Source organism: Confluentibacter flavum, assembly GCF_002843175.1.
In the GTDB taxonomy this organism is placed as follows: Bacteria; Bacteroidota; Bacteroidia; order Flavobacteriales; family Flavobacteriaceae; genus Confluentibacter; species Confluentibacter flavum.
Map to the genome: position 1 here is coordinate 1 of NZ_PJEO01000044.1, position 14,744 is coordinate 14,744.

A 14,744-nucleotide genomic window follows, 5' to 3' on the forward strand; every position below is an offset into this window, starting at 1 on the left:
AAAAAAAATGCAATTTGAATAGTATTCTATTTGGTCTCAAGGGTATTATATATATCAACAGCGATATAATAATAATGGAATCAATTGAAATCAAAGAATTATTTAATAAATATATAAGGAGGGAATGTTCCGAAGAAGAAGTGCAACAGATTGTGGCATATTTCCAGAAATCCAAGGATTTTTCGGGTGTACCAACTATTGAAGAGGTCTCAAAACTGCTAGAGGCTTATCCAGACATGGAAGAAGCCGCCGCTAATCGTATCTATAATAATATATTAGAAACAAATAAAAAGAAGCAGCCGTCAATAAAAAGAATATTTCCAATCTTAAGGTATGTTGCAGCTGCGGTTTTAATTGGAATTCTTGCAACAGCTTATTTATTTCAAGATGATATAAATAATTCACCCCAAGTAAAACCATCAACCATAGTAGACAGTAATATAGTGCCAGGTACCGATAAAGCTACATTGACCTTAGAAGATGGGTCCGTTTTGGTATTGGAAAAAGGCAGTACGGTCCAAACTCAAAAAGCTAATAGCAATGGGGAGAAAATCGTTTATAAATCTGGAGAAGGAAATGTTGCTAAAGTTGTATATAATTACCTAACCATTCCTCGAGGTGGCCAATTTAATATTGTTTTGTCTGACGGGACAGAAGTTTGGCTAAATTCAGAAACCCAGTTAAAGTACCCGGTAAATTTTGTTAAAGGACAGACTAGGGAAGTAGAGCTTGTTTACGGAGAGGCTTATTTCGATGTCTCACCAAGTACAGTGCATGGAGGTTCAACATTCAAAGTAATCAATAATGCCCAAGAAGTGGAAGTTTTAGGGACTGAATTTAATATAAAAGCTTACAAGGACGAAACCAATGTTTATACAACGTTGGTTGAAGGTAAAGTAGCTGTAGGTAATGGCAAGACAATTCAAAATTTGAAACCAAATCAACAATCAAATTTTGATGTAAGGAATGGTACCATTCAAATTAAGGAAGTAGATGTGTATGAGCAAATATCTTGGAAAGATGGCGTTTTTAGTTTTAGAAGTAAACCATTAAAAGAAATAATGAAAGTTTTGTCCAGATGGTATGATGTAGATATCATTTTTGAGAACACAGAGCTGGAATCTTTGGAATTCATAGGGTCATTGGATAAGGACCAAAATATTGAAGAAATATTATCAATTATGAAATCTTCAACAATTAATAATTATGAAATAAAAGGAAATAAGATAATAATTTTAAAATAAAAACTAAACCAACTAATATTTATAGCCAATGAAATAAAAAAAACTTTTAAAAAAAAGAAGGATAAAGTTTAACCCGCAAAAGTTTATAACTCTATCCCCTTGAGATTACTGAATAACTAAAATTTTTAATTAACCAATAAAACACAAATTTATGGAAATAAGTTTAACTAATCCTGCCTTTCCGTTTAGAAAGCAGTTATTAATGAATATTATGAGAATAATGGTTTTCTTTTTTTGTACAGCTTTTTTCGCTTTATCTCCTAACGATATTGTTTCTCAAAACTCTAAGGTTAAAATTGCAGAAGATAAACTATTAACAGTGAATGAAGTTTTTTATCTCATAATGGAACAAACAGACTACAAGTTCTTTTATGAGAAAGGAATTTTTGAGGACTTTCCCAAAGTACAAGTAAAAAAAGGGGTAATAAGAACAAACGAATTACTAAAGCGAAGCTTGTCGCACGGAAATTTGGAAATTACCTTAAATGCTAACAATGCCATAATAATAAAAGAAATCCCTCCTAAAACTTTAGAGGAAAAGGTACAAGAATACAATGTTTCCGGCACGGTAAAAGATCAGTCAGGACAACCTTTATCAGGAGCAAACATACTTGAAAAAGGCACAGGTAATGGAGTAATGACTGATTTTGATGGGAATTTTTCAATTGAGGTTGCCAATTCAAATGCTATATTGGTGGTCTCCTTTATGGGTTTTGCCAATAAAGAAATCCCTGTAAATGGACAATCCAACATAAACGTTACTTTAGAGGAAATCGCTGCTGGACTTGATGAGGTGGTGGTTGTAGGGTATGGAACTCAAAAGAAAACTCATGTTACTGGCTCTATAGCTACAGTAAAAATGGATGATGTTGTAAATGTACCAACTGCAAATGTTAAAAGTTTACTTATAGGACAAATACCAGGTTTAATAACCAATCAGAACCCTGGATTACCAGGTGAAGACAATGTGCAGTTAAACATTCGTGGTTTTGCTTCTCCTTTAGTAATTGTTGATGGTATTGAGTCTTATATTGATAGACTTGATCCTAACGATGTTGAGTCTATTACCGTTTTAAAAGATGCATCTGCTGCTATATATGGTGCAAGAGGAGGTAATGGTGTTATTCTAGTAACAACTAAGCGCGGAAAACAAGGTAAAACAAAAATTAATTACCATGGTTGGTATGGTACTCAGCACGAAATTGCATTACCAGAATTTGCTAATGCTGCAGATTATTTGCAGATACAGAGAGATGCTTTTTTTAATACACAATACGATCCAACCACTCCAAATAAACCTATTGATTATGGAGTTGCTACTGAAGAATTAATAAGCCAATATCGTTCTGGAGAATTAACCAGTTATGATTGGAAAAATAGATTAGTAAAGAATGGAGGTGCACAAATAGCTAATCATAATTTTAGTGTAAGTGGAGGTAGTGAGAACTTAACGCATTATACTTCCATAGGGGTAATGAACCAGAATGGCATATTAAGAGGCGATTATGATTATGGTAAAATAACCATTACTCATAATATGGATGCTAAAATCACTAAAGATTTACATATGGCACTTAATGCATCATATATTGATGAAGTTACAGATTATGCTTCAGGTGGCGTAGCTAATATATTAAATGATTTAAGAACGTCTCAACCATTTTATGCTTATGAATTACCAGATCCTGATAGAGTTCCATTTTCTGGCTTCAGTCAAAGGTCTATTATAGGAAGAATGTTTAAAAAATTTGCTGGATATGATTTGAAAAAAACACAGACATTAGCGGCAGCTATGGATCTTAAGTATGATGCATCTTTTTTACCTGGATTAACACTTGGATCAAAAGTTAATGTTAGATTTAGAAATCGTTATACAGAAATATTAAATAGACCTTATGAGGTTTATACTTATAACCCGGAACTAGTAAGTAGTACTGATGACGGATATAGAATTGAAGGTGTTCAATCAGGTAATGTTTTTAGTAAAAGCTATACAGGTGGTGGTGACTCAAATCGAAGAATAGTCTCAAGGTTTTATGGACAGTTTAATAAAACTTACGATAAACATGAGATTGGACTATTGGCTTTTTTCGAACACGAAAACAATCAATACGATGGCTTAAGCGCTTCGAGATTAGATAATTTATCGCCTGATGTTCCGCAGATAGTAGGAGAAAATAAACTAACAACAACTGACGGATATGCTAAGCAATTAGAATATACAAGAATAAGCTATACAAGTAGGCTTAATTATAATTATGATAATAAATATTTATTAGAAGCTACGTTTCGTGCAGATGCCAGTTCTAAATTTGGACCTAAAAATAGATGGGGTTACTTCCCTTCAGTTTCTGCAGGTTGGAATGTTCATAAAGAAAATTTTATGGAAAACAATAACACAATAAATCAATTAAAACTAAGATTGTCGTACAGTGAATCTGGTATTGATTCTAATGTTAGTAACACATCTTTTGATTATCTAACTGGTTTTCAAGAAACAGGGAACATATATATATTAGATGGTATGAATATACCTATTATTTCTAATGCAGGTTTAATAAACGAGCTAATATCTTGGGAAAAAGTTACTATGTATAATGCAGGTTTAGACTTTTCATTACTAAAAAGTAAAGTTTATGGAGAAGTAGATATTTTTTATAGAGAAAGAACGGGATTATTAGGTCGGGATATAGGAAACACATCTTCAATATTTGGAGCTAGTTTGCCTTTAATAAATATAAATTCTAGAAACAATAGAGGTTGGGAATTGGCATTAGGTTATAGAGATAATATTGGAGATTTTAGGTTTGATATAAAAGGTAATGTTGGGTTCTCTCGTGAAAAATACGATTATCAAGTAGAAAATATAGACTTCGATAACCCAAGGAATGTTAAATACAACCAACTTTCAGGTAATTGGACTAATAGAGTTTTTGGTTATATAACAGATGGTTTATTTAACTCTCAAGCAGAGGTAGATGAATATCTTGCTGCTTATACAATAGAGGATATTCCTGGAACTCCAAAACCTGGAGATATTAGGTATATTGACGTAAACGGAGACAATATAATTAATCTAGATGACCGTGAATTAATTGGTCGTGGTGCAACTCCAAATTTAACCTATGCCTTACAGACCATCATTTCTTATAAAAATTGGAGTCTAGTTACACAATGGCAGGGAGCTTCATTGTTTAATATAAATGTAGGTGGTCATGTTAGGGCGCCATTTTTTACAAATCAAGTACCTCTTGCATTTCATACAAAATATGCTTGGGTGCAAGACCCTTCAAATCCAGGAGTATCATCAAACCCTAATGCTCAAATACCTGCTTTTGAAATTTCTGGTACTAGATCTTGGAACAATCCAAGTTCAGACTTTTGGTTAAAAGACGGTACTTACGTTAGATTAAAATCGGCAACTGTAGCTTACAGTTTACCTAAAGAAGTGCTAAATAAAATAGGAGTTTCTAATTTAGAATTATACGTGTCTGGAGATAATTTATTAACATTATCTAAATTAGGTATTTATAAAGAAGATCATGATCCAGAACAGCTTTCGGACGCTTCAGGTTTTGGATTACCCCTAATGAGAACATTTAGTTTAGGTATAAAATTAGGGTTATAGAATAAGCTATTAAACGTGTAATAATTTAAAAACATTCAGATGAAAAAAATATTATATATACTACTTATAACAGTTATTACTATTATGAGTTGTGAAAATGACTTGATTAAAGAACCAGCTTTTATTTCCGAAATATCAGTTTTTGAAAAAGAAGAATTAACAGAAGCTTATTTAGCTAATGTTTATGAGAATATGCCATTCATGAATATGACTGGGCAAAGTCAAAATGGGTTAGGAATTATATCTGCCGTAGGTATGGAATACACGAATTTTGCAGTTTGGCAGGAACCAAACAAAGCTCAGAACAGAATCTATTCACAAGCAGGTGGGGCAGGTGAATTAAATTATTGGCCGTATGGTAGCATACGTGACATTAACTATATTTTAGAAGGTATAGTAAACAGTAAATCATTTGACCAAAGCTATATTAATGCTAAAATTGCAGAAGCAAAGTTTTTAAGAGCATTTATGTATTTTGAAATGGTAAAACGTTTCGGTGGTGTACCTTTAGTAACAAAAGTGTTGGATAAAGATGCTCCTAATGAAGAAATGTTCCCAACGCGAAATACTGAAAAAGAAGTTTACGACTTTATTTATAGTGAATTAAATGAAGCCATTGCCTTATTTACAGATGAGAAGAAAGGTGCGGACGGAAGAGCAGATAAGTACGCCGCTTTAGCTTTACAAAGTAGAGCCATGTTATATGCAGCTAGTATTGCTAAATTCAGTCAAGTTCAATTAGACGGAGTTGTTGGAATTCCTTCAGGAGATGCACAAGGGTATTATCAAAAAAGTTACGATGCTTCTCAAGCTTTAATGAGTGCAGGATTTAGTTTATATAATAAATCTAGTGACAAGGTGAAGAATTATGGTGATTTATTTATTGATGAAGGGAATAGTGAACTCATTTTTGTGGAAAAATTTGAATCAATCACTAGAGGGCATGATTTTGATCTTTTGGCAACACCACAAGGGTATGATTCTTCTTGGAATGCTAATTTTCAAGTATTTTATGATTTTGTAGAAAAGTTTGAATTTCAAGACGGTAGTCCAAACATACCTCGTAGTCAATTAACTACTGCCAACACATGGGATATGGATCAGTTTTTTGGAAAAAAAGATCCACGTTTTAGGGCGTCTGTATTTTATCCAGAAACTGTATATAGAGACAAACCTGTTTATTTCCATTCTAAAACTACTTATACAGACGGTGGCGTAGTAAAAACGTCTACAAATCCTAATCAAATTATTGATTATAATGGAAAATTATGGCAAGGGGCTGCTTTTCCAAGAAACATTAAAACAACGTCACTATTGTTAAGAAAAAGAATAGACCCAACTCGATTAGCTCCTAAAGATGGTGGTAGAGAATCAGGACAAGATTATTATGTGTTTAGATATGGAGAAATACTTTTAAACCATGCAGAAGCAGCATTTTATTTAAATAAGTCAGGTGAAGCCTTAACTAATATTAATTTAATTAGAGAAAGAGCAGGAATGCCTCTAAGAACTGAAGTTACGGAAGATAATATCCGTTTAGAGCGTGAATTCGAGCTTTGTTTTGAAGATCACAGATTTTGGGATCTTATTCGTTGGAGAATAGCAACTACAGTATTAGACGGTGTTAGAACACAAGGTTTAAAGTTTGAGTATAATTTAGATACAGACCGCTATACTATAACACTTACCAATGCATCTTTTGTAGAACCTAATGTTAGAACTTTTGGAACAGAGCGTTACTATTTACCATTAAGTCAGGGATTAATTTCTGATAATGTTAATTTGGTACAGAATCCAGGATACAATTAATTTTAATTTGAGTTAGTTTTTTTAGTTTAATGAGTGGTTGATCTGTAATAAGATCGACTACTCTCTAATTTTAAATAAGAAAATTAAACAATAAGTCCAAATTGAATAAACGGTATAATTAATTTAATTCGAATACATAAAGAAGCCCATGAAACTATTTATTACAATTCTTATATCTGGTTTGTTGCTAAATTGCCAATCTATTAGAAAAGAAACAAAAAAGTCGCCTGTAAAACTTAATACACCAAATATTGTAATTATATATGCAGATGATTTAGGTTTTGGAGATGTTAGCAGTTATGGGTCAACAGAGTTATTAACCCCCAATATAGATCGTATAGCCAAAGAGGGCATTCGTTTTACAAATGGCTACGCAACTTCACCAACGTGCACGCCTAGTCGTTTTTCATTGTTATCAGGAATCTATCCGTTCAGAAGTAAACGTGCACAAGTATTACCTGGTAATGCCCCTCTACTTTTCGAATTAGGAAAACAAACCTTGCCATCTATGTTGCATGATGCAGGTTATTTTACAGGTGTTATAGGAAAATGGCATTTGGGTTTGGGTGATGAAAATATGGATTGGAATAAAGAAGTTAAACCAGGACCTCTAGAAATAGGATTTGATTACTCGTATGTTATGGCATCAACTAATGATAGAGTCCCATCTGTTTATGTGAAAAATCATCATATTGATGGATTAGACCCAAATGATCCTATAGAAGTAAGTTACCGTAAAAATTTTGAAGGTGAACCAACTGGAAAAGAAAATCCTGAATTATTAAAAATACACCCAAGTCATGGGCATGATATGAGTATTCATAACGGAATCTCAAGAATTGGATACATGCGTGGTGGTAATTCAGCACTGTTTATTGATGAAGATATGAGTGATGATTTTTTAAAAGAATCAAAAAAATATATAAACGATCATAAAGACAAACCTTTCTTTTTATTTTATAGTTTGCACCAACCACATGTACCAAGAGTACCACATCCTCGTTTTGCTGGAAAATCCAGTTTAGGACCAAGGGGGGACGTTATTTTAGAAGCAGATTGGGCTGTTGGACAGTTTTTAGATGAATTGGATAAATTAGGTTTAGCAGAAAATACAATTGTAATTTTTTCTAGTGATAATGGACCTGTTTTAGATGATGGATACAAAGATGATGCTATAGAAAAAATAGGAAAACACACACCAACAGGTGGGCTTAGAGGCGGTAAGTATAGTTTGTTTGATGCTGGAACTCATGTTCCTTTTATGATTAAGTGGCCAGCAAAAATAAAACCTGGAATTTCTAATGCTTTGGTTTGCCAAATAGATTTTACCGCTTCTTTTGCATCTATGCTTAATCAGAAAAATACAACTTCTGATAGCGCAAATATTTTAGATGCATTTCTTGGTAAATCTGATGTTGGTAGAACAGACTTAGTTTTAGGGGATAGTAATATTACAGCATATCGAAAAGGCGATTACGTATTAATCCCACCACATAAAGGGGCTAAAATAAATTGGGTAAATCATGAAACTGGAAATGACTTAAATTATCAGTTATACAATTTAAAAAAAGACAGAAGTCAGCAACATAATTTAGCAACTCAAAATCCAGAAATGGTTCAAAGTATGCTAAACGAGATTGAGAACATAAAAAATAAATAATACGAATATAAAATCCATTTATTACATCCTTATTTTAACTTTAATATTGGGTTGCAAAGAAGAAAAAAATGTAGCTATTAATACTGCTGAAATTTCGAAAAATAACAGACCCAATATAATAGTAATCATTGCAGATGATGCAGGTTATATAGATTCCGGGTTTATGGGAAGCAAAGATTTGACGGTAGCACCACATAGACCTTGTACTCCTCCAGATTTCATTAAAGGTGTAAGCCAGGCTGGTGAGAGAGGAGATATGGTTGCAGAATTTGATTGGACAGTTGGAGAAATTATGAAGAAACTAGATCAGTTGGGAATTCGAGAAAACAAAATCTTAATTGTATCAAGTGATAATGGAGGGACGCTAACAAGTGATGATGGAAAGGATTACGGTCATAAAAGTTGTGAAGAGCTCAGAGGCCATAAGGGCTCTTTATATGAAGTTGGTCACCGGGTACCTTTTATTGTGAGTTTGACAAATAAAGTAAAGGCCAATACGCAAAGTGATGCTTTAATTAATATTATGGATCTTTACCCTACCTTTTCAAACCTTTTAGGGACATCGGATTTTGAAGGAGATGGGATAAGTTTTTTGCAAATTTTGAATTATGGAAAAGAAGAGCGTATTCATAACAAGCATAAAAATCATAATGACATGGCGTATTTACAAGTTGGCTTTATTGCTGTAAATAAAAAAGGCGCGCATGCAGGTTATAGTTTAAGGTCTGGATTCAATTACGCTGTTTACGACGAAGAAAAAGGAAACAGAATGGAAGATGCCCAATTTAAAATGTCTTGGGATAATTAAGAATATAATTTAATAAAATACATGAAAATAAAACACACCATATTACTATTATTTATTACTAACTCGCTACACATTGTGGCTCAAGAAAGTAGCCCTTTTTGGCAAGACGAAACAATTAATGAGGACAACAGAATGCCTATGCACGCTTCGTATTTTGTATATGAAAACGAGGCTTTGGCAGAAAATGGCGACTGGAAAAAATCTGAAAATTATTATAACCTAGATGGTATCTGGAAATTTAAATATGTTGAAAGCCCTAACGATTTACCTAAAGGATTTGAAAAAACTGAATATAATGATAATGCTTGGAACGATTTTAAAATACCAGCTAACTGGGATGTAAATGGTTATGGATATCCGGTTTATACTAATACCACCTACGACTTTGATTATCTAATAAATATAAACCCGCCTTTAGTCCCTATAGCTTACAACCCAGTTGGCATCTATCGAAAAACCATTACTATTAATAAAAATTGGAAAGGAAAAGATGTTTTTCTTCATGTAGGTGCTGCAAAATCAAATCTTACTGTTTGGGTAAATGGTGCTTATGTAGGCTATGGCGAAGATGGAAAATTGCCACAGAAATTTAAATTAAATGAATTTTTAAAAGAAGGCGAAAACAATATTGTTTTAAAAGTGATGAAATGGAGTGACGGCTCTTATTTAGAATGTCAGGATTTTTGGCGTATGAGCGGTATCACCAGAGATACCTATTTGTATGCTAGAAATAAATCTCATGTAATAGATTTTGAAATAGTCCCAGATTTGGATGCTTTATATTTAGATGGAAGTTTAAAAATTTCAACAACATTTTCAGAATTTAAAAAGAAAGATGGATACATTTTAGAAGTTCAACTAAAAGATGAAACAAAACTTATAGCAACAAAAAGCGTCGAACTTAATGAATCAACGAAAAATATAAGTCTCAATTTCGATGTAATAAATCCAAAAAAATGGAGTGCAGAAATTCCTAATTTATATCAAGTCAACTTCATTTTAAAAAACAAAAAAGAAGAAGTAGTCGAGGTGATTCCTCAAAATATTGGTTTTAGAAAAGTAGAAATTAAAGGGGGCCAACTTTTAGTAAATGGTCAGCCTATTTACATAAAAGGAGTGAATCGGCATGAAACAGATCCTGTTACAGGACAAACTATTTCTAAAGAGCGCATGGAACAGGATATTAAAGTTTTAAAAGAATTTAATATTAATGCTGTAAGAATGTCGCATTATCCTAACGACCCTTATTTTTATGAATTATGCGATACATACGGTATTTACTTAGTTGATGAAGCCAATTTAGAATCTCACGGGATGGGTTATGATATAACAAAAACCCTTGGTAATAAACCAAATTGGGAACAGGCGCATTTACAGCGTATACAACGTATGGTAGAACGTGATAAAAACCACCCATCTATTATTATTTGGAGTATGGGTAATGAAGCAGGAAATGGTTATAATTTTTATAGAAGTTATTTATGGTTAAAAAATCGGGATTCATCAAGACCTATTCAATATGAACGCGCAACTGTTGGTGGTTGGGAAGGAAAGAATATAAAGTTTGATTGGGATTCAGATATTATAAATCCAATGTACAGTTCACCTAAAGGTATGCAAGATTACATTGAAGCAAACCCCAATCCAAGTAGGCCTTTTATTCAATGTGAATATGCGCATGCTATGGGAAATTCTATGGGAAATTTTAAAGACTACTGGGATATTATTAGAGCGCACAAAAATTTTCAAGGCGGTTTTATTTGGGATATGGTTGATCAATCTGTTTATAAAACTAAAGAAGACGGTACGGTCATTTTTGCATATGGTGGCGATTTTGGACCAAAAGGAATACCAAGCGATAATAATTTTTTAAACAATGGGGTATTTAACCCTGAGAGACAACCAAATCCACATGCTTTTGAGGTTAAAAATGTACAACAAAACATTTTAACATCTTGGGATAATAAGGAAGCCATGACAATAAAAGTTTTTAATGAATTTTTCTTTAAATACTTAGTTAATGTGCGTTTAAATTGGACTTTAGTTTTAGATGGCGTTGATGATGTTAGCGGAACTATTGATAATTTAGAAATAGGGCCTCAAAAAGAAGAAATAGTTTTGTTACCTATAAATTTAAAAACAAAACAGTTTAAAGAAGCCTTTGTAAATATTAGCTATACTCTAAAAGAAGATGAGCCTTTTTTATCAAAAGGTTTTGAAATTGCCAAAGAACAACTTTACCTTAAAGGCAACTGGAAAAACAATGTACAACTAGGGAGCGGTACAAAAATGATAGTTAAAAATGAGGATAATGCTCTTATTTTTAAAAGTGATGATGTTGAAATAACTTTTAATAAAAAAACAGGATATATTACAGATTATAAATTTAATAATGAACCTGTTTTAAAAAAAGGCTATCAATTACAGCCAAATTTTTGGAGAGCGCCAACCGATAATGATATGGGGGCTAACTTACAAATAAAACTGCGAGATTGGAAAGAAGCCATGGACAATCCAAATCTTGTAGATTGGACATATTCTACCACAAAAGATGATGGAATTAAAGTAAAAGCGATTTATAATTTACCTCAAGTATTTTCTAAGTTAACACTAAATTATGAGATAAATAGTCAAGGTGAATTAGTTATTCAACAATTAATAGACATAGATGAAAATAAAGAAACACCTGCATTACCAAGATTTGGTATAAAAATGATTTTACCTAAAGAGTTCAATGCCTTATCGTACTACGGAAGAGGACCCTATGAGAATTATATAGATAGAAACTATAGTGCAAAAGTTGGGCTTTACAATCAAACAGTTTCAGAACAGTATTATCCCTACATCCGTCCTCAAGAAACAGGTAACAAAACTGATAACAGATGGATGGAGTTATCAAATAGCAGCATTAAAATATATGTTGAATCCGATGATTTTTTCAGCTTTACGGCATTACATTATCTAGCTGAAGATTTAGATGATGGTTTAGAAAAAGATCAACGACATGCCAACGAGATTAAAGAGCGAGACTTAACAAGTTTAAATATTGATTGCAAACAAATGGGCTTAGGAAGTATTAATAGCTGGGGCAAATGGCCCATGGAAAAATATTTGCTTAAAGCCAAAACATATCAATACAAATTTAAAATAACACCATCTTTAAAATAAATAAAATGAAAACATTACAACAAATTTTTGTTGCAATTTTAGTCACAGTTTTTTGTTCTTGTGCAGAGCAAAAAGTATTCACGGAAAAAGACATACAAAATAATAAGAGTGACTTAAAACTATGGTATAATGCCCCCGCCAAAAGTTGGTCCATGGATGCATTGCCTATCGGAAATGGTTATTTAGGAGCCATGTTTTTTGGTAAAGTGTATGAAGAACGTATTCAGTTTAATGAAGAATCGTTATGGACAGGAGGAAAGGGTTCCTGGGAAGACTATAATGGAGGTAACCGACCTGGAGCTTACAGGCATTTGCCAGAGATTCGTCGACTGATAGAAAAAGGAAACTATAAGGATGCCAATACTTTGGCAAAAAAAGAATTAATAGGAAAAATCAAAAATGTTTCAAATGGGCATTTTGAGGGCTTTGGTGCTTTTCAACCTTTTGGGGATTTATTGGTAACCTCCAAATCAGATCGTATATATCAAGATTATAGGAGAGAATTAGATATTTCAAATGGAGTTGGTTACGTTCAATACAAAGCTAATGGAATTACTTTTGAGCGTACATACTTTGCTAGTTATCCCAAACACGCCTTAGTTTTTCAATTTAAAAATAATAGTAATGAAGGGGTTGATTATGAGGTAAATCAAGATAATGTTGGCTCGGATTCCAATATGTCGTTTGAGAATAACCAATTAATTATATCTGGTGAACTTATAGATAATGGTATGGCTTTCGAAAGTAGATTGCTTATTGATAGCGATGGCGAAATATCATTTACCGACAAAACATTACATGTGAGAAATGCAAAATACCTTAATCTATACCTCACTGCGGCCACCGATTATGTGAACGATTACCCTAATTATAAAGGAAAGGATTTTATAGCCCAGAATAAAAAGATAATTGAATCCTTAAAGCAAAGCAATTACGAAGCTGTTTTGAAGGAACATATAGCCGATTTTTCAGCCCTTCACAATAGAGTTCATTTATCATTAGGTAATAATCAAGAACAAGGGAAAATACCGACCAATAACCGTTTAGATTCCTATGCCAAAGGAGGTTTAGACCCATCACTGGAAGCTTTGTATTTTCAGTATGGAAGGTATTTACTGATTAGTAGTTCAAGACCGGGTACTCTACCAGCGAATTTACAAGGAAAATGGAATGATCGCACGGCTCCAGCTTGGGCCTCAGATTACCATGCTAATATAAATGTTCAAATGATTTATTGGCCAGCAGAATCAGCTAACTTGGCCGAATGTCATGAACCTTTAATAGAATATATAGACAAACTGAGAGAACCTGGGAGTCAAACAGCCAAGGATTTTTTTAATGCAAGAGGATGGGTAGTAAACACCATGAATAATACGTTTGGTTATACAGCTCCGGGATGGGGCTTTCCTTGGGGATTTTTCCCAGCAGGAGCCGCTTGGTTGACTAGGCATGCATGGGAGCATTATAAATACTCTAATGATAAAATTTTTTTAGCAGAAAAGGCTTATCCATTAATTAAAGATGCTGCTTTATTTTGGTTAGATTATTTAAGTAAAGATGAACATGGGCATTTGGTATCTTTTCCTTCCTATTCCCCAGAGCACGGAGAAATTTCAGCAGGTGCCTATATGGATATCCAAATTGTTTGGGATTTGTTTCATAATTGTATGCAGGCTCATGATATTTTAGGTATAGATGATGAATTTTCAAAACAAATAGAGATAGCACATGCAAAACTATTGCCTTTAAAAATAGGGAATTGGGGTCAGCTCCAAGAATGGAAAGAGGATGTTGATGATCCCGAGAACAAACATCGTCATGTATCCCATTTGTATGCTTTGTATCCATCGAATCAAATAAGTACAAATTTAACCTCTTCACTTGCTGAAGCGGCCAAAGTATCACTTGATGCTCGTGGTGATGAAGGTACGGGTTGGGCGCTGGGTTGGAAAATTAACCTATGGGCTAGGTTACATAATGGAGATAGAGCTTATAAAATGTTGAGACGCGCCATGAAATTAAGCTTAGATGATGGTTGGGGAGAAAAACGCAATATGTTAGATGGGGGTGGAGTTTACAGCAACTTACTATCAACACATCCCCCTTTTCAGTTAGATGGTAATATGGGAGTAACGGCAGGAATTATTGAAATGCTTCTGCAATCACATGACGACAATACTATTGATTTATTGCCAGCACTTCCAAGTAGTTGGAAAGAGGGAACGGTAAGCGGATTGAAAGCCAGAGGCGGCTATGAGGTGAGTTTTACTTGGGCAGCAAGCAAGTTGGTTTCTGTTACCATACATTCCAAATCAGATGGTTTTTGTAAGGTAAAAAATGCCGATATAATTAAAAGGATTGAGCTTAAAGCAAATCAAATTATTACGCTAAATGCGACGTTAGATGTAATACCTTAAATGATGAAAC

At 33.3% G+C, this 14,744-nt stretch carries 7 protein-coding genes; all 7 read left to right on the forward strand.

Translation table 11 applies throughout. The features are described from left to right. Positions 1–1,244, forward strand: a 1,244-nt coding sequence (locus CSW08_RS12115) for a FecR family protein (RefSeq protein WP_106660150.1), incomplete at its 5' end; no start/stop codon positions are given. 151 nt (positions 1,245–1,395) lie between these two features. Beyond that, positions 1,396–4,872 carry a SusC/RagA family TonB-linked outer membrane protein gene (locus CSW08_RS12120; RefSeq protein ID WP_106660151.1) on the forward strand — a complete coding sequence of 1,159 codons (3,477 nt, stop codon included), beginning with the start codon at positions 1,396–1,398 and terminating at the stop codon, positions 4,870–4,872. A gap of 39 nt (positions 4,873–4,911) precedes the next feature. Beyond that, complete coding sequence (locus CSW08_RS12125) at positions 4,912–6,681, forward strand: RagB/SusD family nutrient uptake outer membrane protein (protein WP_106660152.1); 1,770 nt, start codon at positions 4,912–4,914, stop codon at positions 6,679–6,681. 148 nt (positions 6,682–6,829) lie between these two features. After that, positions 6,830–8,341: a sulfatase family protein gene (locus tag CSW08_RS12130; RefSeq protein WP_106660153.1), complete on the forward strand. Its 1,512-nt coding sequence runs from the start codon at positions 6,830–6,832 to the stop codon at positions 8,339–8,341. A gap of 46 nt (positions 8,342–8,387) precedes the next feature. Further along, positions 8,388–9,149 (forward strand): sulfatase-like hydrolase/transferase, encoded by a 762-nt coding sequence (locus CSW08_RS18280; RefSeq protein WP_203226886.1) that lies wholly within the window; start codon positions 8,388–8,390, stop codon positions 9,147–9,149. Positions 9,150–9,170: 21 nt separating this feature from the next. Next, positions 9,171–12,317 carry a glycoside hydrolase family 2 TIM barrel-domain containing protein gene (locus CSW08_RS12145; RefSeq protein ID WP_106660154.1) on the forward strand — a complete coding sequence of 1,049 codons (3,147 nt, stop codon included), beginning with the start codon at positions 9,171–9,173 and terminating at the stop codon, positions 12,315–12,317. 5 nt (positions 12,318–12,322) lie between these two features. Further along, a complete protein-coding gene (locus tag CSW08_RS12150) occupies positions 12,323–14,734 on the forward strand; it encodes a glycoside hydrolase family 95 protein (RefSeq protein ID WP_106660155.1) in 2,412 nt (803 codons plus the stop codon). The last annotated feature ends 10 nt before the right edge of the window (positions 14,735–14,744 follow it).